Origin of the sequence: Aromatoleum evansii, from assembly GCF_012910805.1 — a bacterium.
In the GTDB taxonomy this organism is placed as follows: Bacteria; Pseudomonadota; Gammaproteobacteria; order Burkholderiales; family Rhodocyclaceae; genus Aromatoleum; species Aromatoleum evansii.
The window spans coordinates 1-20,541 of the sequence record NZ_WTVK01000031.1; the positions used below are offsets into that span (position 1 = coordinate 1).

18 protein-coding genes are annotated in these 20,541 nt (G+C 66.3%); 6 read left to right on the top strand and 12 right to left on the bottom strand.

The window, feature by feature from the left end:
* The 4 genes from GO615_RS28665 to GO615_RS16155 form a co-directional block, all read left to right on the top strand.
* A partial coding sequence (locus tag GO615_RS28665) for a hypothetical protein (RefSeq protein ID WP_211167169.1) occupies positions 1-246 on the top strand: 246 nt, incomplete at its 5' end.
* Positions 247-378: 132 nt separating this feature from the next.
* Positions 379-684, top strand: coding sequence for a hypothetical protein (locus GO615_RS16145; protein ID WP_211167170.1), 306 nt, complete (start codon positions 379-381; stop codon positions 682-684).
* 46 nt (positions 685-730) lie between these two features.
* The gene (locus GO615_RS16150) at positions 731-1,960 is read left to right on the top strand and encodes an AAA family ATPase (protein WP_169129948.1); all 1,230 of its coding nucleotides are present in this window, start codon (positions 731-733) and stop codon (positions 1,958-1,960) included.
* A gap of 2 nt (positions 1,961-1,962) precedes the next feature.
* On the top strand, positions 1,963-2,619 hold the full coding sequence (locus GO615_RS16155; RefSeq protein WP_169129853.1) for a hypothetical protein: 657 nt from the start codon (positions 1,963-1,965) through the stop codon (positions 2,617-2,619).
* A gap of 107 nt (positions 2,620-2,726) precedes the next feature.
* Here the strand turns inward: GO615_RS16155 and GO615_RS16160 are convergent, their stop codons facing one another.
* The 7 genes from GO615_RS16160 to GO615_RS16190 form a co-directional block, all read right to left on the bottom strand.
* Positions 2,727-4,013 (bottom strand): DUF1329 domain-containing protein, encoded by a 1,287-nt coding sequence (locus tag GO615_RS16160; RefSeq protein WP_211167171.1) that lies wholly within the window; start codon positions 4,011-4,013, stop codon positions 2,727-2,729.
* A gap of 32 nt (positions 4,014-4,045) precedes the next feature.
* The gene (locus GO615_RS16165) at positions 4,046-6,052 is read right to left on the bottom strand and encodes a DUF1302 family protein (protein WP_339380059.1); all 2,007 of its coding nucleotides are present in this window, start codon (positions 6,050-6,052) and stop codon (positions 4,046-4,048) included.
* Between the two features lie 35 nt (positions 6,053-6,087).
* A complete protein-coding gene (locus tag GO615_RS16170) occupies positions 6,088-8,463 on the bottom strand; it encodes an MMPL family transporter (protein ID WP_169129856.1) in 2,376 nt (791 codons plus the stop codon).
* Between the two features lie 9 nt (positions 8,464-8,472).
* Positions 8,473-9,438, bottom strand: a complete 966-nt coding sequence (locus tag GO615_RS16175) for a YCF48-related protein (RefSeq protein ID WP_169129858.1) — start codon at positions 9,436-9,438, stop codon at positions 8,473-8,475.
* Between the two features lie 334 nt (positions 9,439-9,772).
* The gene (locus GO615_RS16180; protein WP_169129860.1) at positions 9,773-12,151 is read right to left on the bottom strand and encodes a xanthine dehydrogenase family protein molybdopterin-binding subunit; all 2,379 of its coding nucleotides are present in this window, start codon (positions 12,149-12,151) and stop codon (positions 9,773-9,775) included.
* The gene (locus GO615_RS16185) at positions 12,148-12,660 is read right to left on the bottom strand and encodes a (2Fe-2S)-binding protein (protein ID WP_169129862.1); all 513 of its coding nucleotides are present in this window, start codon (positions 12,658-12,660) and stop codon (positions 12,148-12,150) included. The genes GO615_RS16180 and GO615_RS16185 overlap by 4 nt, the downstream gene beginning before the upstream one ends.
* 31 nt (positions 12,661-12,691) lie before the next feature.
* On the bottom strand, positions 12,692-13,573 hold the full coding sequence (locus GO615_RS16190; protein WP_246262326.1) for an FAD binding domain-containing protein: 882 nt from the start codon (positions 13,571-13,573) through the stop codon (positions 12,692-12,694).
* Positions 13,574-13,843: 270 nt separating this feature from the next.
* Here GO615_RS16190 and GO615_RS16195 point away from each other — a divergent pair, with 270 nt between their 5' ends.
* Entirely contained in the window at positions 13,844-14,050 is a 207-nt protein-coding gene (locus GO615_RS16195; RefSeq protein ID WP_169129864.1) for a hypothetical protein, read from the top strand.
* A gap of 28 nt (positions 14,051-14,078) precedes the next feature.
* On the top strand, positions 14,079-15,344 hold the full coding sequence (locus GO615_RS16200) for a cysteine desulfurase (RefSeq protein ID WP_246262327.1): 1,266 nt from the start codon (positions 14,079-14,081) through the stop codon (positions 15,342-15,344).
* 18 nt (positions 15,345-15,362) lie between these two features.
* Here GO615_RS16200 and GO615_RS16205 read toward each other — a convergent pair whose 3' ends face one another.
* The 5 genes from GO615_RS16205 to GO615_RS16225 form a co-directional block, all read right to left on the bottom strand.
* Complete coding sequence (locus GO615_RS16205) at positions 15,363-15,794, bottom strand: hypothetical protein (protein WP_169129866.1); 432 nt, start codon at positions 15,792-15,794, stop codon at positions 15,363-15,365.
* The gene (locus GO615_RS16210) at positions 15,716-16,204 is read right to left on the bottom strand and encodes an FAD-dependent oxidoreductase (RefSeq protein WP_169129868.1); all 489 of its coding nucleotides are present in this window, start codon (positions 16,202-16,204) and stop codon (positions 15,716-15,718) included. Before GO615_RS16210 ends, GO615_RS16205 begins: the two co-directional genes overlap by 79 nt.
* 91 nt (positions 16,205-16,295) lie before the next feature.
* Positions 16,296-17,765, bottom strand: coding sequence for an FAD-dependent oxidoreductase (locus GO615_RS16215; protein WP_169129871.1), 1,470 nt, complete (start codon positions 17,763-17,765; stop codon positions 16,296-16,298).
* 43 nt (positions 17,766-17,808) lie between these two features.
* The gene (locus GO615_RS16220) at positions 17,809-19,035 is read right to left on the bottom strand and encodes an NADH:flavin oxidoreductase (protein WP_169129873.1); all 1,227 of its coding nucleotides are present in this window, start codon (positions 19,033-19,035) and stop codon (positions 17,809-17,811) included.
* A gap of 119 nt (positions 19,036-19,154) precedes the next feature.
* Positions 19,155-20,531 carry a DUF1329 domain-containing protein gene (locus GO615_RS16225; RefSeq protein ID WP_169129875.1) on the bottom strand — a complete coding sequence of 459 codons (1,377 nt, stop codon included), beginning with the start codon at positions 20,529-20,531 and terminating at the stop codon, positions 19,155-19,157.
* Between the last annotated feature and the right edge of the window lie 10 nt (positions 20,532-20,541).

Sequence of the window (20,541 nt, forward strand, 5' to 3'; positions counted from 1 at the left end):
CATGCCATCCCGGCCATCGCCGCCGCGCCGGGCCGTCTTCAGTCGCGCTACGCGCTCCTTACGACGGCCCGGCGCAACGACCGGAAATGCAACCGGTGCTGCACAACAACACAATACAAGGGCGGGAAAGCCGAAGGCGCCTGCCGCCCATCGATCGCACCCATGCTGCATCCACCGACGGCAGTACCTCGTGACACGATCGAACCTGCGGCCGCTTCCGCACCCGTCCTTGTTTCAACGGAATGAGACCGGCCATACCCATACCGCCTTCGGATTGCCCCGACAGTGCGCTAAACTTCCGAGCCCCTTTGGGAACACGTCGGCATAGCATCGACGCAACAAGAAACGCCGCCAGTAACGACTCAGGGAGCGCCGGAAATGGCCGCCAAGGAAGCGAAGGCCCGCATCAAGATCGACAAACTGCTCGAAGAGTCCGGCTGGCGCTTCTTCGACGATGCAACGGGCAAGGCGAATATCGTCCTGGAGCCCAAGGACAAGCTGACAAAGGCGGCCATCGACGCCCTCGGCGACAACTTCGAGGAAGCCGGCAACGGCTTCATCGACTTCCCGCTGCTCGATGAGGCGGGTTATCCGCTGCTCGTGCTCGAAGCGAAGTCGGAAGACAAGAATCTGCTGGTCCGGCAAAGAGCAAGTGCGCAAATACGCCAAGTCGCAAACGATTGAGAATAACGAGCGACAATGCTGTGACCGCCGTTTGGAGAGACTTTATATGGCATTAATCGAAGGGTTCCGCGTTCAAAACTATCGTGCACTACGCGATATCAGCCTGGGCCGACTTTCGGCGCAGCAGGATAAGGCACCGCTGACGCCGCTAACTGTGGTCATCGGGCAGAACGGAGTCGGGAAGAGCACCTTGTTCGATGCGTTCGGCTTCGTCGCTGACTGCCTTGCTACGGATGTGGAAACCGCCTGCGACATGAAGCAGCGCGGCGGATTCGAGCGCTTGCGCTCAGTCGGGAGCAACCAGCCGATCCGCTTCGAAATTTATTACCGTGAAGCGCCGAATGAACGCCCGATCAGCTACGAATTGGCGATCAACCTTGACCCGCAGGGTCGGCCCTACGTCGAACAGGAGATCCTTCGCCAGCGGCGCAAAGGTCAGAAACATGGCCGACCGTTTCCATTCCTGCGGCTGAACCAGGGACGCGGCCTCGTGTGGGCCGGCGAAGAAAACGTCGAACTCGAAGGTCAGGAGGACAATTCCAGCGAGGACGTCGAACTGACCGACCCTCGCCAACTCGGCATCGCCACGCTCGGCACATTGAAGGAGCACCCGCGGATCAAACAGTTCCGCGACTTTCTCAAGGGCTGGTATTTGTCGTATTTCACGCCCGACGCGGCGCGCAGTCTCCCGAGCGCCGGTCCTCAGAAGCACCTGAACATCCATGGCGACAACCTCGGCAACGTCGTCCAGTACATGGAGCGGGAGCACAAGAGCCGCTTCAAGGTGATTCTGGATCGCATCGCCAGCAAGATTCCCGGCATTGTAAAGATTGATACGCACGTCACCGAAGACAAGCGCGTCCTATTGCGTTTCAACGATGGCGCGCTGAAGGATCCGTTCTTCGCACAGCAGATGTCGGACGGTACGCTGAAGGTGTTTGCCTATCTCCTATTAATGGAAGACCCCGAGCCTCCACCATTCATTTGCGTGGAAGAGCCGGAGAACGGCCTGTATCACAAGCTACTTGAAACACTAGCGCAAGAGTTTCGAGCCCATGCGACCGGGAAGAAGAACGCATCGCAGATTTTTGTCACCACACATCAACCTTACTTCGTCGATGCACTGACCCCGGACGAGGTTTGGGTGCTGGAAAAGGAGAAGTCCGGCTTTTCGAGCATCCGACGCGCATCCGACTCGGCACTCGTGCGTAGCATGGTCGAGCAAGGATTGCCCCTAGGTGGATTGTGGTATAGCGACTATCTCGACTCGAGGTAACAATGCACGTCGAAATTCTCGTCGAGGACAGTTCAGGGAAGGTGTTATTGAACACATTGGTCCCAAAGATCATCGGCGCATGGGGCGACCCTCACACTTGGAATATTCATTCCTACAAGGGAATCGGCCGAATTCCCTCAGGACTTACGACCCAAGGCGATCCGGCAAAGCGGATCCTTCTGGAGCAGTTGCCCCGGGTCTTGCAGGGTTACGGCAACACGCCCGGCATTGACGCTGTGGTCGTCGTACTCGACAGCGATCGGCGTCACTGCACCGATTTTCTGGCGGACTTGAAAGCGTTGGCGGCTAATTGCAATCCGTCCCCCAACACCCTCTTCCGCCTAGCTATCGAAGAAATGGAAGCATGGTACCTCGGAGACCGAGAGGCACTGATCGCCGCGTATCCGCGTGCAAAAATGAGGGTTCTCGATAATTACGTACAGGATGGCGTATGCGGTACTTGGGAGCTTCTGGCTGATGCTGCTTATCCGGGAGGCTCCGCCGCAATCAAGAAAGCCGGCTGGCCGCTACCGGGACAGGTAAAGCATGAATGGGCGGAGAAGATTGGACCGTTTCTCGATATTGATCAAAATCAGTCCCCAAGTTTCTGCAAATTTCGCGATGGCTTACGGCAGATCGCGTTGCACAATGCGGGATAGCAACCTCGGGGAAACCGGGTTCTTGGGGAAAATCAGTCGTCGGAAATGGGTATATGAATAAGGGCGCTTCCGCGCCCCTTTTCTTTCCTCGACCTACTCCGCCGCCCTCAGCTACCGCGCATGTACTGCACCGAGAACAGCTTCGTCGGGCTCATCTCCTGGTCGAGATGCACCTTGAACTTGCCGGTCGAGCAATGCTTGGCCTGCACGTCGATGATGCTGAAGCCGTCGTTGATCGCCACGCCGCGCCCGGCGTTCTTCGGCATGTGGCTCTCCGAATCGGTGTAGGCGATGATGAAGGTCTTCCACAGCTCGCCCTTGCGGTCGTAGATCTCGTTCAGGCTCAGCGCGTAGGTCTCGGCATCGACGTAATGCACGCGCTTGCTGATGACATGGTCGGGATTGACCGGCACCGACTCGATGACATAGGTCTTGCGCAGCTGCCACGTCACGTTCGGGAAGCACGCCCCTTCGCCGCCGAAGTCGATGAACTTGAAGCCGTCCGCCTCCTTCGGCTCCTCGGCGAGCTTCTGCTTGTTGTGGGCGTAGAACGGCACCAGCAGGTCGCGCGTGCCCTTGTATTCCCACTTCATGTCGCGCATGCGGCCGTTGTAGCCCTCGAAGTCCTCGACCATCAGGTCCGAGCCGAGGAAGGGGTCGGTGACCTGGTTCGAGGCGAGGCGGCGCACGCGGCGCTGGAAGCCGAGGTAGAGATACACCTCGTCGAGCTTCGCATCGTCCGAGAAGCGGCTGATCAGGAGCTGCGTGTCCTTGAGGTCCTGCGGCTCATGCACCTTCAGGTAACCCGAGCGCAGGAGCTGCGACGGGTTCGGTTCGACTTCCGGGCGCGGCTCCTGGTCGACGCGGTGCTTCCACTGGATGATGTGGTACTCCTGCTTCAGCGTGCGCTCGACCTTGCCGCTCGCCATGTTCTTGTATTCCATGTACCACGGCCAGATCGTGTAGCTGTCGCCGATGCGGTTGTTGTGCTGGAAATTCCAGAACACCTTCTCGCCGGCGCGCGGGTCCTTCGCGTCGGGCTCCTGCGGGAACGGCCGGCCGGCGACGAAGCCCACCAGATCGCCGACGTTGGTCCCCAGCGACACCTTGTTGAGGTTCTTGCGCGTGGCGTCGATGTAGTTCTTGCTGATGCCGAACGAGTAGGTCTCGCCGACCGCGAGGGTCGTCTGCCCGCTCTTGATGAACTGCGCCATGCTCGGGATCAGCGCCGCCTTCGCGGCTTCGACGTTGCTCTTGTCGATGACCATGCCGGGCTTGACGCCCGCGACCGTCGGCACGCCGCTCTTGTACGGGCCGAAGCTCTTGTCGACATCCGCCTCGGTCGCGGCCTGCGCCGTGCCGAGCGCGCCGGCCGCCAGCAGTATCGATGTCATTGTCCTCAATTTCATTGTCGTCCTCCTCCGGATCAGAATTTGTACTGCATCACGAACTGCAACTCGTCTTCCTCCTGCGCCATGCCGATCGGGCCGGCACGGAAGCGGCCGAGCGGCTCGAACCCGCCCAGGCCCAGCGAACCGTCGTTCGGCCCCTGCCCCGGCGAGGCGGAGAAGGGATGGAAGGGGTTGCAGGTGCGGCAGTCGTCGAACTTGCGCGCGCCGCGGCCGACCTTGACGTTGGCGCCGATCGTGAGCTTCAGGTTGTCGCTGACGAGCCAGTCGATCGACGGCGCGATCGTGGTCGCCTCGCCCCGGAAGTCGTGGGCCATGATGACCTGCGGGCTCAGGCGGTCGTTCAGGTAGAAGCCCTTCAGGAGCAGCGTGAAGATGTTGTTGTCCTTCCAGTCGGGCATGCCCACCTTGCCGAAGGGCCGGTCCTCCAGCTCGTGATCGAGCAGGTGCTGGCCGAACAGCTGCGCCGAGATCAGGAAGGCGCGGGTCTTGTTGAGGAAGGGAATGAAGGTCGGCCGATCCCAGCCGACCACGTAGCGGAACACGCGCGATTCCGAGAACAGGCGCTTGCGCAGCCCGTTCGGAAACTCCTCGCCCTCGGTCAGCGCCGCCTCGAGCCGGAACACCGACTTGATCGCATCGACCTGCAGGTCCATCGAGCCGCCGATCAGGTTCACACGCGGGAAATGCACGTCGAACGCGATCAGGTAGGGATAGGGATGCGGTTGCGGCTGCGTGTCGACGGCGCCGACGGGGTCGAAGGGATTGCGCGCCGGGATGCCGCCGCGCAGCGAAGGCAGCTGCGAGCGGTAGGTCAGCGCATTGAGCGAGAAGCCGACGCCGCTCTTCTGGCCTTCGAGCTTGACGCCCAGTTGCGTGTTCGCCAGCGACCAGCTCGGCAGATGCGCCTTGCGGATGCCGATCTGGTTCGGTCCGAAGTCGGTCGCGGCGAGCCCCGGCAGACCGAGGTTCGCGAAGTTCGCGACGGTGCCGCCGTTGTCCCACAGGTTCTTCATGCCGCGCATGAAGCAGCCCGCGTCGAGGATCACGTTCGGGCTGCCGCACTGGCCGATGTTGTGCGGCCGGAACTTGTCGAAGTTCCACACGACGGCGAAGTTCAGGTCGTCGAAGGTCTCGGTCGCCCCGGCGCGGTACTCCGCCTGCATGATCCACATCGGGATGCGGATGTCCTGGAGCTCGTCATAGATGTTGTTGCGCGAGTAGTCGACGGGGTTGATGACGTCGAGCACGCGGAAGAGGTCGGTGCGCCCCCACACCACCTGCTGCTTGCCGACCTTCATGAACACGCTCGAACCGTCGTCGAAGGGCACGGAGCCGGTCACATAGGCCTCGCGGATGAAGTCCCAGCGGTCGTTGAACTCGGGCGACTCGAGCTCCTGGCGGGTCGCATCGAGATAATCCTTGATGCAGCCGCGCGAGTCCTTGTCGCACGGGCGCACCGGCACCGCGAACGCGACCCCGCCATCGGTGCGGTGCAGATGTTCGCCCAGCACGACGAGACCCTCGTTGGGATTGAAGCGCGGCGCCGACGGGTCGGTCGAGTTGAAGCCGAAGGCGCCGCCGCCGGGCAAACCCGCGAGTCCGGCCGTCAGCGGATTCGCCGGGCTCCCCAGGCCTTCGCCATGCGCCACGCTCGGCCCCGGGATGCCCACGGTGTTCTCCAGCCGCACCGCGCCGCCGGCCTTGTTGCCGTAGCTGTCTTCGTTGAGGCGATAGACACCGTCGAACGTGCCGCGCAGCTTCAGGTTCACGCCCACGTCGTCGAACGCGCCGCGCCGGCCGAGCTGGCGGTCGATGTCGATCTTCAGCGTGTTGCGGAACTTCGACAACCCGACATCGCGGCGCGCGAACGTCGCGTTCTCGTAGACCACGTCGACGCGCGCCTCCTCGTTCGGGATGTCGCCGGCCGCAGCGCCTCCCGTCTGCGCGACGCCGACGGCAAGCGTCAGCATGCCGGCCGCAAGCGGTGCGTTGCGGCTATCCTTCTTTGCGGATTTCCTCACCTTCGTCCTCCCCTCGTTGTTGTCGGCCGCTGCGCTCACGCGACTTGCAGCACACCGTCTTCGTCGAGCCGCGCCTTCGTGATGAAGACGGGCTTGAACATCACAACCCACGCCGGCATCAGCAGCATCGCGGCGAGCGCGTTGAGCACCAGTATCAGCGTCAGCAGCAGCGCGGAATCCGCCTGGAAGCGCAGATCGGACAGGAGGACCCACATGATCACGCCCGCGATCAGCGTTACCGCCGTGAACACCACCGCGAAGCCCGTCGTGCCCGCCGCGGTGCGCACCGCCCGCCCGAGGTCGTTACACACGGCCATCTCCTCGCGGATGCGGTTCATGATGTAGATCGCGTAGTCGATGCCGACGCCGATGCCCACCGCGATGACGGGCACCGTATTGACGTTGATGCCGATGCCCATCGCGCCCATGTAGGCGTAGGTCATGACCGTGGCGAACAGCATGGGCAGCACCATCAGCCAGCCGGCGTGGAGCGAACCGTAGGACAGAGTCACGAAGACGAAGGCCAGCAGGAGCACGAGCGGCACGATGAGGCGGTTGTCGTCGTCGACCGCGTCGTTGATCGCAGCATTGACGCCGATCGCGCCGCCCCCCAGGCGCAGCTCGAAGCCCTCGACCGTGCCGACCTTGGCGATGCCCTGCTCGGCCACATGCACCGCGCGCCGGATCGTGTCGGCCTGCTTGTCCTTGTAGTAGAAGACGAGGTTGGCATCGCGCTCGTCGGCATCTAGGAACTCGGCAAGCGCGCCGGGAATGGGGCTCGCCGCCATGTAGGCGAAGAGCAGCCCGCCGACCGCCGAGGCCGACTCGGGGATCTGGTTCCAGCGCGGGTCGGTGTTGTGGATCAGGCCATTGACCGCGCGCACGAGGCCGGGCAGCGCCTTCGTGCCACCGAGCGCCGGATCGAGCAGCATGTAGTGCTGGAACTGCTCGATCGCGCGCAGCACCTCGGGCCGCTTCAGGCCGCCCTTCTCTTCCGTTCGGGCAACGATGTAGAGCTCCTCGGAGCCGGGAAAGCGCGCGTTGATCGCACGTGAGGACACGTTGTAGTCGTGGTCCGGGTACAGCAGCGGCGAACCGGCCTCGGCCTCGCCGATCTTGACGCGCGCGGCGAGCCCGCCGCCGACGACGAGCAGCACCGCGGCGACCGCCAGCACTGACGCGGCCGCACGACGCCCGGCCACTGCACCGAACACCCGCTCGACGGCCGCATGCGCCCAGCCGCGGCGGTTCTCGGTGTTGCGCGGCGCGGGCAGCAGCCACAGCAGCAGCGGCACCACCAGCAGCACGGTGAAGAACACCGAGAACGCCCAGAAACCGGCGTAGTAGCCGAGCTTGGTGTTGATCGGCGCCGCGCCGAGCGCCAGCACGGCGATGCCGATCGCATCGACGGTGATCGCGAGCGAGCCCGGCCGGAACAGGTCCTCGAACGCCGCGCGGGCCGCCACGCGGCCGTCGCGGCACGTCGCCAGCTCGGCGTAGTAGCGCTCGACGAGCTGAATGCTGTGCGACATCGCGCGCGCCGCGATCAGGAAGGGGATCACGAGCGACAGCGGATCGAGGTTCCAGCCCATCTTCGACACGAAACCGAGTCCCCAGATCGACGACAGCGCGATGCCGACGAGGGGCAGCGCGACGCCGTAGAAGCGGCGGAAATACGCGACCAGCAGGGCCACCATCAGCAGCATCGTGTACAGGAAGATCTGCAGGATCTGCGGCAGGTAGGTGTAGACCCAGCCGATCAGCACCGGCTGGCCGGTGGCGTGGATCTGCGTGCCGGCGGCCTGCTCCTTCGCGCGCACCGCCTGCAGCTCGCCGAAGATCTTCTCGTAGTCGATCTCGCCCGCTTCGTTCATCTGCGCCTTCACGAGCGCCGCCTTGGCGTCGGGCGACACGAGCAGGCCGTAGATGCGCGGATTGGCGCGGACCTCCTTGCCGAGCGCCTCGAGCTCGGCGGCCGACAGCGCCGGGCGCTGCGGGTCGTAATACGGCTGCGAACGCATCTCGCCGTCCTCGGTCAGCCAGATCTTGCGCGACGTTCTATGCGTCAGGCTGGAGACGAGGTTGTGATTCACGCCCGACAGGCTGTCCACGGCCTGCGTGACGCGGTGGATGCGCGCGAGCGTGTCGTTGGTGAAGATCGTGCCGTCCTCGACCTCGACCGCGACGACGATCTGGTTCGCGCCGCCGAAGGTGTCGCGGATCTCGTTGTGCAGGCGGATGAAGGCGTGGCCCTGCGGGAGCAGGTCGGCGAACTCGGTGTGCATCTTCAGCGCCGGGATCTGCAGCGCGAAATACGCGGTGACCGCGAGGATCGCCGCGAGCACGAGGCGCGGGAAGGCGAAGACCTTCAGTTCCAGTTCGTGCAGCGCGTGGGTGAATTGATGTCGCACGGCCTCTCCTTACTTCGCGGTCGCAGGGGTCAGGGAAACGATGTCGAGCGTGCCGGCGCCGCCCGCGACGAGCAGGCCTCGCCCCGCGAGCGAGAAGCCGCTGCGCAGGTAGGGCGCCGGACGGCCCTCCACCGGGCGCCACTGCCCGTCGGCCAGCGCCAGCACCAGCCCGTTCGCGCCGAGCGCGTACATTCGGTCGTCGTGGCGGGCGAGGCCGTACATCGGTGCGCCGGTCGGATTCGGCTGCTTCTGCCAGCTCGCGCCGCCATCCGTGGTGTGCAGGATCGTGCCGGCGAGCCCGCTGACCCAGCCGGTCTGCGCATCGGTGAAGAGCGCGCCATACGGATAGAAGTCGTTCGGGATCGGCGTGCCCGCCTGCCAGCTCGCGCCGCCGTCCTGCGTCGTCAGGAAGCTGCCGAACTCGCCGGTGATGACGCCGTTCTGCGCATCGACGAACTGCACCGTCGTGAACATCTGGTCCTCGCCCAGCGAGGCATCGCGCCACGTCGCGCCGCGGTCCGCACTCGACAGGATCGAACTCTCGCTGCCGACGACCCATACCTGTCCGGCCGGGTCGCAGGCGACCGCGAGCGGCGTCGCCTCGCTCGTGATCGGGCGCGCCGTCCAGGTGGTCGCCGCGGCATCGCCGATCCACACGCGGCGGCCGAAATCGAGGGCGACGAAGCCGCCATCCGGGCACACCGCGACGCCGATCAGCGATGCGCCGGCATCGACGACCTGGCGCCGCCAGCTGTTGCCGCCGTCGGCCGACGACACCACGACGCCGTTCGCGCCGACCGCGACGAGCACGCCCGGATTCGCGACGGCGGCCTGGAACTGGTCGGAGCGCAACACCGGTGCGGACTGCGTCGCGGCGAGCTCCGCGAGGTTGGCCGACGCGCTGCAGCCGAGCAATGCGGACGGCGCGAGCGCGAACGGCAGAAGCCAGGTACGGATGCGGTCAATCCCAGTCATGAAGTCCCCTTGCGATCAGCAATGACACCCCCTGCACGGGGGCGGCGAACTCTTGGGCTGGGGTTGGATGTCCCGACGCGCACGACACCCGCGCGCCGGCGCATCTGCGACTCGGCCGATTCCGCTTCCGGCTCTGAGATCGGGGTCACCTCCCGACGTCGCGCGACATCGGAAAGGTAAGGATTTAGGGGATGGGGCCGCTATCCGGGGACTGCGGCGCTTATCCGCGGACTACGGATCGTTTCGCGCGCGCATCGGGGGCCGCAGCGCGTCAAGGGTCATGGAAACGAAACGGCCGCCCGAAGGCGGCCGTGCACCGGCAGAACGCAGGCCTTCAGCGACGGCGGATGCTCGCGTAATCCCTGACGCCCTTCTCCAGGATGCCTTTCAACACCTTCTCCGGCGTGATCGGCGCCTCGGTGAACTGGATCCCGATGGCGTGGAAGATGGCATTCGCCACCGCACCGATCGGACTCACCAGCCCCGACTCGCCGACGCTCTTCGCGCCGAAGGGGCCGACCGGATCGGCGTCCTCGACGAGGATCGTCGTGATCTTCGGCATGTCCTCCGGGCCGAACATCTTGTAGTCGGTGAAGCTGTTGTTCTGCACCCGCCCCTTGGCGTCGTAGTCCATCTCCTCGCTCAGCACGAAACCGAGCCCCTGCTGGATGCCGCCTTCGAGCTGCCCCTCGACCGCGGCCGGGTTGATCGCGCGGCCGATGTCGTGCGCATTGACGAGCTCGATCACGCGCACCTCGCCGGTTTCGGTGTCGACCTCGACCTCGGCGAAGGACGCCCCGAAGGGCGGCGAGTTGTGCGGGGCGAAGAAGCTCACGTAGCCCTGGATCTGCCCCGGCACACCGCCCGGTTCGCCGGTCATGGGGTCGACGAAGTGATACACGCCGGCGCGCGTGATCGCCTCCGCCTCGATGCCGCGCGAAGGATCAGCCTTGACGAAGATGCGCTTGTCGCGGATGTCGAGCTCGTCGGCGGGAACGCCCAGCTGCAGCGACGCACGCTCGAAGAGCTGGCGCTTCGCCTCCTCGCAGGCCTTCTTCACCGCCGCGCCGCCCACGTAGATCGTGCGGCTCGCATGAGCGCCGATGTCGAAGCCGGCGACGTCCGACGTGCCGCCCGACAGCTGCACATGCTCGAACGGGAAGCCCAGCGTCTCGGCCGCGATCTGCTTCAAGGCCGTGTGCGAGCCCTGCCCCATGTCCGAGCAGGCGAACAGGACCTCGGCGGTCGCGTCCTCGTTGAGCTTCACGGTGCAGGCGGTATGCTCCAGCAGCATCGGCATCGCGCCGCTGGTGTGGTTCATCACCGCGACGCCCACGCCGCGCCGGATCGTCCCCTCCTGCTTCGCGTACCTGCGGCGCTTCTCGGTCCAGCCGATCGCCGCGGCGCCACGGTCGAGGCACTCGTCCAGCGCGCACGACGGATAGGTCACGCCCGGACACCAGCCGTCGTCGCCGACGCCCTTGTGCCATTTCTTGCGCCACTCGACCGGATCGGCGCCGAGCTCCGCGCAGCCGCGGTCGATGAGCTGTTCGAGCACGAAGTTGGTCTGCGGATTGCCGTAGCCGCGGTACGCGCCGGTCAGCCCCTGGTTCGTGAAGTAGGATTCGCCGCGGTAGCGCAGCGCCGGGAAGCGGTACATGCCGCCGAGCCAGGCGCCGGCCGTGAAGGCGGTGCCGGAGGCGTCGAGGTAGTAGGCCCCCTTGTAGTTCTCGAAGCGCGCGTCACACGCGAGCGGCGTGCCGTCGCGCTTGAAACCTATCCTCATCCAGTACTTGCCCGGGTGGCGGCTCGGCGAGATCACCCAGTCCTCCTCGCGCAGCGTCTGCAGCTTCACCGGATGGCCGGGCACGGCCAGCGCCATCGCGCAGACCTGCGGCTCCGAGATCATGCCGAGGCGCGTGCCGAAGCCGCCGCCGATCACGGTCGGGACGATCTTCATGAGATTCATCGGCAGGTCGAAGAGCTTCGCGAGCTTGCGCTGCACGAGCTTGGGCATCTGCGACGAGGTCCAGCACGTGAGCCGCCCGCCGCTGTCGACCTTCGCGACGTAGGCGTGCGGCTCCATCTGGCATTGCTTCTGTTTGGGGACGTAGAACGCGTCCTCGACCACGATGTCCGCGTCCCGCATCGCGCCCTCGACATCGCCGCCGCCGAGCGCGTGGTTCGGGAACATCGCCTCGGGCAGCTGGAACGCGAGGTTGCCCGGCTTTTCCGGCGTGAACTGCACCGCCCCCGGCGCCCTCGACGCTTCCGCGGTCAGGTACACCGGCAGCGGCTCGTATTCCACGATCACTTTCGCCGCGGCGCGTTCGGCCGCCTCTTCGGAGCGCGCGATGATGCCGCAGATGGCATCACCCTGGAATTTCACGTGCTCGGTGAAGATGGGCTGGTCGTCGATGTCGCCGAGCATGTCGTGCATCGACTCGGACACCATCAGGTCCAGCACCGACGAGTTGTAGCGCTTCGCCGTGACGTCCTTCGGACCGATCACGCGCACGACGCCCGGCGACGCCGCCGCCGCCGAGAGATCCAGCCGCTTCACGCGCGCGTGGGCATGTTCCCAGCAGCGCACCACCTTGCCGTACAGCATGCCCGGCAGCTGGATGTCCGCCGCGTACTGCGCCTGCCCGGTCGCCTTGTCGCGCACGTCCACGCGCGGCGCGTTGGTGCCGACGATTGCTTGCTCGCTCATTGCACGACCTCCTTGCAGGGCTCGACCGCCACGGCACGGCCCGGCATCGTCTGCGCCGCCTTTTTCACCGCCTTGACGATCTTCTCGTAACCGGTGCAGCGGCAGATGTTGCCCTCCAGCGCATGACGGATCTCGGCCTCGCTCGGGTCGGGGTTCGTCGCGAGCAGGCTCGCCGTCTTCATGACCATGCCCGGCGTGCAGTAGCCGCACTGGATCGCAGCCTCGTCGACGAAGGCCTGCTGGATGTGGTCGAGCCGGCCGAAGTCCGCCCGCCCCGCGACCGTCGCGATGCGCTTGCCGTCCATCGTCGCGGCGAGCGTCAGGCAGGAATTGATCGCCTTGCCCTCGACGACCACCGTGCAGGCGCCGCATTCGCCGGTGCCGCAGCCGTATTTCGTCTCCGTCATGCCGAGTTCGTCGCGCAGCACGTCGAGCAACGTGCGATTCACGGCGACGTTCAGCCTGTACTCCTCACCATTGATATGGAGCGTGATGTCCCGGTTCTTCATTCTGGTCTCCTCGTCTTCTTCGGCCGCGGGCTCAGGCGGCGCCGCAGGCGTCCTGGATCGCGCGCTTGAGCAACACGCCCGACACCTGCTTGCGGTATTCGGCAGTGGAGCGCTTGTCGTCGATCGGGCTGATCTCCCACGGCACCGACGCGGCGACGCGTTGCAGCACCTCCGGCGTGAGTTCATGGCCCTTGAGCAACGTCTCGGTCTTGGTCAGCCGCAGCGGCGTGGGCGCGACGCAGCCCATCGCGAGACGGGCATCGACGCAGGTGTTGCCCTCCATCTCGAGCCGCACCGCGACGTTGAGCTTCGCCAGGTCCTCGCTCGTGCGGGTCATGCGCTTGAAGGCGGAGCGGGAACCGGCTGCGGGCGGCGGCAGGATCAGCTCGACGGCGAGCTCGTCCGGCAGCCGTGCGGTGACGCCGTACGACAGCCAGAAATCATCGATGTCCACCTCGCGGCGGCCGGACGCCCCGTGCAGCACGACGACGCCGCCGATCGCGTAGATCGCGCAACTGCAGTCGCCGGCGGGCGACGCGCGCAGCAGGTTGCCGAGCACCGTGGCGGTGTTGCGCACCTGGCCGGTCGCGAAGGTCTGCGCGGCATGCCACAGGGCGCGGTAATGCCGTTTCACGTCCGGCTGCGCGAGCAGCTCGGCGACGGTCGCCTTGGCGCCGATGCGCAGGCCCTTTTCGGGGTCGAACAGCACGTAGCCGAGACCCGGAACGTTCTCCAGGCTCATCACGAATTCAGGCAGCTTGGCGGGCGACTGCGCGAACTTCATCGCAACCATGACGTCGGTGCCCCCGGCCATCACGGTGATCCGCTCACGGTGCGTCGACAGCAGCTCGACCGCCTCGGGGATGCTCTGAGGAAGCAACAGGTCAAAATCCGGCAATATTCGACTGCTCATGAAGTCACTCCTTCGCGAGATGCTGGCAGGGTGGATCGGACGGCACGGATGGGCCGCGCATCCCGTATTGAAGCGGCGGCGGAACCGTGACGGCTATCCGGCGCGTACGGCGCCTATCCCCGGAGTTCGGAAAATTCGCCCCGAGAGCGAATGCGAACGGCGCGATGCCACCCATACCGCATGGGGGGGACGCCGACGGCGGCGCGTGGCTATAGTCAGCTCACGTACCACCGCATCGACGCTGCGTCGATTCACACGAGGAGAAACGCCATGGCTTCCCAATACGATCCGATGGTCCCGGTGATGGATGCCGAGGGTGACGACACCGACGTGGCCGGCATTCCGTTTCCCGCCCGGCGCTGCGCCGAGACGCTGGACTTCCCGGCCATGCCCGACGGCGATTCCTTCCTCGGCGAGGTGCTGGCGTTCATCCGCAGCACGGCCGAACGGAGCGGCGCCGCTGCGGCGGGCCGATGACTGCAATGACACGCAGGGGGGACAGGCGATGACGACGGTCACGATGAACCGCGACGAAACTGCCCCCCGCCGCGATCTCGCGCAGTTCCGCGCCGATTTCCCTATCCTGCGTACGCGCGTGAACGGCCGGCCCCTGACCTACCTCGACAATGCCGCGACCACGCAAAAACCCGACGCGGTCATCGACGCCGAGGCGGACTTCTACCGCACTGCCAACGCCAATGTGCACCGCGGCGTGCACGCGCTGAGCCAGCGCGCCACCGACGCCCACGAGGCGGCGCGCCACAAGGTCAGGTCGTTCATCAATGCGCGCGCCGATGCCGAGATCATCTTCGTGCGCGGCGCCACCGACGCGATCAACCTCGTCGCGCAAGGCTTCGCCGAGGCGCGCCTCGCCGCCGGCGACGAAATCGTCGTCAGCGCGCTGGAACACCATTCCAACATTGTGCCGTGGCAGATGGCGTGCCGGCGCGCAGGCGCGGTGCTGCGCGTGGTGCCCGTGGATGACGCCGGCGAATTCGATCTCGACGCGTATGCGGCGCTGCTGAACGGTCGCACCCGCCTCGTGGCCGTGACGCACCTGTCGAATGCCCTCGGGACGATCACACCGGTCCGGCGCATCATCGACCTCGCCCACGCCCGCGGCGTGCCGGTGCTGCTCGACGGTGCGCAGGCGATTTCGCATCTGCCGGTCGACGTGCGCGCGCTCGACTGCGACTTCTATGCGTTCTCCGCGCACAAGCTGTACGGCCCGACCGGCATCGGCGTGCTGTACGGCAAGTCGGAGCACCTGCAGGCGATGACGCCGTGCCAGGGCGGCGGCGACATGATCCGTTCGGTGAGCTTCGACGCGACCGAGTACAACGAGCTGCCCTACCGGCTCGAAGCCGGCACGCCCCACATCGCAGGCGTCGTCGGACTGGGCGCCGCGCTCGACTACGTGAGCGCCATCGGGCTCGAACGCATCGCGGCACACGAACGCGGGCTGCTGGACGACGCGACGCGACAGCTCGGCGCCATCCCCGGCCTGCGCATCGTCGGGACCGCTGCGGAAAAGGCCGGCGTCCTGTCCTTCACGCTCGACGGCATCCATCCCCACGACATCGGCACGCTGCTCGACGATTGCGGGGTTGCAATCCGCGCCGGCCACCACTGCGCGATGCCGCTGATGCAGCGCCTCGGCATCACCGGCACCGCCCGCGCATCCTTCGCGCTGTACAACGCGCAAGAGGACGTGGACCGGCTCGCCGCGGGCATCCGGCGGGTGTGGGAGACGCTCGGCGCGATTCCGTGATTCGCGCCGGAACGCGCGTCATGCCATCATGCCCACCGCCGCCCCATGCCGGGTCGCCTCCGCCAGCCGGCGCGGCACCCAGGCGCCACCGGCGATGAAGACCTGCGGGACGCTGCCGTCCGACTTCAGCGCATCGTAGAGCTGCGGCTGCTGCACCGTACCGTACATCAACACGACGCTATCGAAGCCTTCCATGCGATAGGTTTGTTCGACCCAGCTCGAGACGAATTCGCGCGCGTCCGGCGCGATGCGGCGGAGGATGAGGTTTGGGTGCGCCTTCACGCCGCAGCACTCCATACACTTCAGCACCATGCCGATGGAGTAGCGGGCGATTTCGGTGGCGATGATCACCGCCTCGGGTTGCAGCGCCTTCACCGCGCCGAGGTCGGAGGCGGTTTCGAGGCGGACGTCGACACCGAGGCGCGCGAGCGAGTTCTCCTCGAAGTACACCTGGTCCCGAAGGAATCGCGCCCGGGCGCCTTGGCGGCGAGGAGCAGCTGCCCGCCGAGGCGCTTGCCCTGCTCCAGCAGCGTGACCTTGTGGCCACGCAAGGCGGCGATCCGCGCGGCTTCACAGCCGGCCGCGCCGCCGCCCACCACGACGACATGGCCGGGCTTGTCGGCGGCACGGAAGTCGGCCTCCCACTGCAGCTCGTTGCCGATCGTCGGGTTGATCGAACAGGTCGGCGTATACGGGATATACGCGGGCTCGGACGCTTCGTCGATGCAGCGCGTGCAGCCGATGCAGCGACGGATTTCGCCGAGACGGCCGTCGCGTGCCTTGTTGGCGAAGTCAGGGTCCGCAATGCCGGCGCGCACCATGCCGACGAGGTCGCAGAAGCCGCCCTTGACGATGGCCAAGCCAATGGACTCGCCGCCCAACAAAGACTCACGGCAGTTGTCCATAAACATCCAACCACGTTCAACCGAAGCCAGCCTGCCATGACGGGACTCAGCCTGTCGCCGCTCGCCGGCCCGCCCTCCGTCCAAAGAACGTCGAATCGCCCAGCGACATCCCCGAGCTGTACCCCTCCCCCCAGCGCGGCAGGCCGCAGGCGCAACGGCCCGCGGCATAGAGACCGACAATCACTCGCCCGGCCTCGTTCAGCACCGCACCGTCCGTGTCCGTCTCGAGTCCGCCCAAGGTGAAGGCGTGTCCGGGAATGTCGCCGCGGCAATAACTCAGCGCCGCGAACGGCGCCTTCGTCAATGGCCGCAGCCAGGTCGCTGCCTTGTGAAAATCGGAATCGCGGCCCTCTGAAGCCTCGCGGTTGAAGGCCTCGACGGTGCGCAAGAGGCTGCCCTCCGGCAGTGCGAGTTCCCGCTCGAGTTCCTCCCAGGTCTCCCCGACTGCGGCGATCGTGATGTCGCGGTGGATCATCGGGCGGCCGAAGATCTCGTCGTCGACGATCAGCCACGCCCGCCCGGCGGGCCGGCGCAGCACGTAATGCGCGACGCGGCCGTGGTAGGCGTCCTCGTTGATGAAGCGCTCGCCGCGTTCGTTGATGAAGATGCCTTTCACCAGCGATTCGGGCGGGAAGTACGGCAGCGTCGCGAAGAACTGGTCCATGTGGATCGCGGCGGCGCCAACGGACATTCCCATGCGGATGCCGGAGCCGTCGTCGTTGCCGGCGGACACGGGCGTCTCGCACACGAGCGCGTCGGGCGCGTAGCGCTCGACCATCTCGCGGTTGGTGATGAATCCGCCCGATGCGAGCACGACGCCGCGGCGAGCGCGCACGCAGCGCGGTTCGCCGTCGATGCGCACGACGAGGCCAACGACTGCGCCTTGCGCGTCGGTCACCAGCGCCAGGGCTCGGCTGTTGCAATACACCTTGGCGCCGAGCGCCTCGGCACGGCCGCACAGCGTTTGCATCAGGGTGCGCCCGGCGCTCCAGCCGTCCTGCTGCGCGGTGTGGCCGCGGGGCGCGGGCTTGGCCTCATGCGAGAAGGGCCAGGCCTGCTCGGAGCCGGACCACACGAGCGTGTCGTCGGTGTGCGGTTCGAGCCATTTGCCCGGCAGGAAGGTGCCCTTGTACGGCACGCCCTGCTCCTGCAGCCAGCGGAAGTGCGCCTCGGCGTTCTCGGCATAAACGCGCGCCCGGGCGGTATCGGCGCCAGGGCCGCCGGCCATGACGAGGTACTTGTAGAAGTCCTCGGTGGAGTCCTTGAAACCGGCGGCGCGCTGCACCGACGTGCCACCGCTGCCGCCGACGTACACCTCGCCGCCGGACAGTGCCGCGCTGCCGCCCGGCGCTGCGGCGACCTCGAAGATCGCGACGTCCGCGCCCATGCGGCGCGCCTCGATGGCCGCACAACTGCCGGCGGCGCCGAAGCCGACCACGGCGACGTCGGTCTCGATGTCCCAGTGCGAGACGTCCTCGACGCGGCACGGCCGCGACGCTGAAAACTGTTGCTGCATATCGGATCTCCTTGGGGGTGGATGTAGTCCGCTGCTCGCCGATTCAGCCGGCGGCGCGGATCTTGTTGAGGTCGGGATCGTTCGGCGGGCTCATCACGCACCATGTCCCGGCCGGGTGGTAGATGTAGGGTACGCAGCGGTTGCAGTTGGTGCAGCCGGACTGCGTGGCACTGCCCTCGCGGTACTTGTTCACGAGCGCCGGGTCGTGGATCAGCGCGCGCGCCATGACGACGGCGTCGAAGCCCTCGCGCACCGCCTGTTCGGCGTTGGCGAGCGACTTGGCGCCGCCGAGGTAGCCCAGCGGCACGTCGACCGCAGCGCGGATGCGGCGCGAGTATTCGAGAAAGTACATCTCGCGGAACGCGATGCGGGGCACGCCGTGCTGCGACCACTTGAGCATCAGGCCGGTGATCGGGCTCGCCGCGAGCACCTTTCGCATCTCGTCCATGTCGTGGTTGCTGCCGAACATGAACCACCCGGACTCGACGTTGCGCCCGCCCGACAGCACCAGCATGTCGGCGCCGGCTGCCTGCAGCGCGCGGCCGGTGACGATGGCGTCCTCCACGGTGGCGCCGCCCTTCACGCCGTCGGCGACGTTGATCTTCGCGAGCACGGCCATGTCGCGGCCGACCGCTTCCTTGACGCGTGCGAGCACCGCAGCGGGGAAGCGGGCGCGGTTCTCGGCGCTGCCGCCGTAGGCGTCGCGGCGCCGGTTCGACAGCGGCGAGATGAACTGATTGAGCAGGTAGCCGTGGCCCATGTGCAGCTCGATGGCATCGAAGCCGGCATGCCGGCACAGCCGCGCGGCCTCGACGAACTGCTGCGTCACGCGCTCCATGTCCTCGGCCGTCATCGCGCGCTGGAACAGGTTGCCGCGCAGGAGCCCGGCCTTGTTGAAGCCCGACGACGCGCTCATCGTCGGTCCGCGCACCTTCAGCGACGTGACGAAGGAGCCGCCGTGAGTGAGCTGGTAGGAGATGGCTCCGCCCTCGGAGTGCACCGCGTCCGCGAGCACGCGCAGGTCGGGCAGGATCTCGGGGCGCAGCCACACCTGGTTCGGCAGCGTGCGGCCGACCTCGCTCACCGCGCCGTAGGCCACGGTCGTCAGGCCGACGCCGCCGGCGGCGAGGTCGCGGTGGTGCTTCACGAGCGCTCGGCTGGGCGCGCCGTCGACGACCATGCCCTCGTTCGCGCCGGCGCGGATGAAGCGGTTGCGGAGCCGCAGGGGCCCCAGTGTCAGCGGATCGAACGGCGATGCTGTTGGTGTCATCGCATGTCCCTCGTCGTGGCTGCGGCCACCCGGAGGCGGCCGCATGAAGAGCGGAATGCCGCGCGGGGCATCCTCCGGGCCCGCCGACCCGGACTCGCCCACGCGCGACACGGGGCCGATCACAGACCCATGCGCCGGGCCGCCTCCGGCCCGAACATCTGCGGCGTTATCTTGTTCTCGTTGAGCTTGTAGGCCGACGGCTGCTCGTTGATGAGGTTGAACGCTAGATAGGTGCCGGCGTTGAGGTCGTGGTAGAAGCCGACCCCCGCCTGCCAGGTCTGCATCTCGTAGGCGTAGAAGTGGTTCAGCATCGAGGTTCGCCACATTTCGCCGCGCACGTCGTAGTTGTCCGCCATGATGGGGAACAGCGTGTCCTCGTCGATGAACATCACGCGCCGGCCGTACAGGTGACGGAAGCCTTCCTTGAGCTTGCCTTCCAGCACCCACACGCGATGCAGCTCGTAGCGCATGAACTCGGGATTGGCGTGCCCGGGCGTCACCAGCTCCGCGTACTTGATCTTCGGCGAATGCACCTTGTAGGCGTTGTAGGGGATGTAGATCTCCTTCTTGCCGACGATCGTCCAGTCGTAGCGCTCGGGCGAGCCGTTGAAGATGCGCACCTCGTCGACCGTGATGGAGCCGCCGGTGCCGGGGAAGGCCATGTCGTAGCCGTAGCCGGGCGACTGCCGCACGCGCCGCGTGCCGGGATCGAAGCGCCAGCTCTGGCGCGGGTTCTGCGCGAAGTTGAAGAACTCCATGCCGGTGTTGATCTCGCCCTTGTCGCGCTCGGGCAGCAGCGTCTCGTTGAGGTAGTACGAGGACTGCCCTTCGGTCTTGTGCCGCACGCCCGGCTCGTTCGCCGCACCGAGGTTGCGCGACTTCACGCGCCCCCAGTTGATCGCGCCGCTGGCGAGCACGTAGGCGTTGTCCGAGACGAGCTCCTCGGTGTAGGCGCGATACGGGATGATCGCGTTCCACAGCAGTTCGAGGCCGGTCTTCGGGAAGGGGAAGATCGGCCCGCCGGTCACGCCCATCACGCCTTCGCCGTTATTCAACAGTTCGGCCTGGGCGGCGTTCTCCTTCGCCGTCTGGCACACCGAATCGGGGAAGCGGAAATCGCGGTGCGACGGGTAGACCGGCATGCGGAAGGTCTGCGGATACTTCTTGAACAATGCCTTCTGCCCGTCGGACAGCCGCGCCGCGTACTGCTCCATGTTGGCGGCGGTGATCACGAACAGCGGTTTCTCGTCGGGATAGGTGTCGAGCGGATGGTTGCCGGTGCCCTTGAAGGGCACGTGCGGCGGCGCGCCCAGCCACTTGCCGGAATACTCGGGAATGCTCCCGTCCTTGTTGCCGGCCTTTTCCGCGCCGATGCAGGTGAGATCCTTGCCCAGGCGCGCGATCTCCTCGGGCGATCCCTTCGCCACGGCCATCGACGGAAACGTCTGCGCTGCCGCCACGAACGTGAGCAGCAGTCCGCACAATTTCATCTTCATGAACAGATCC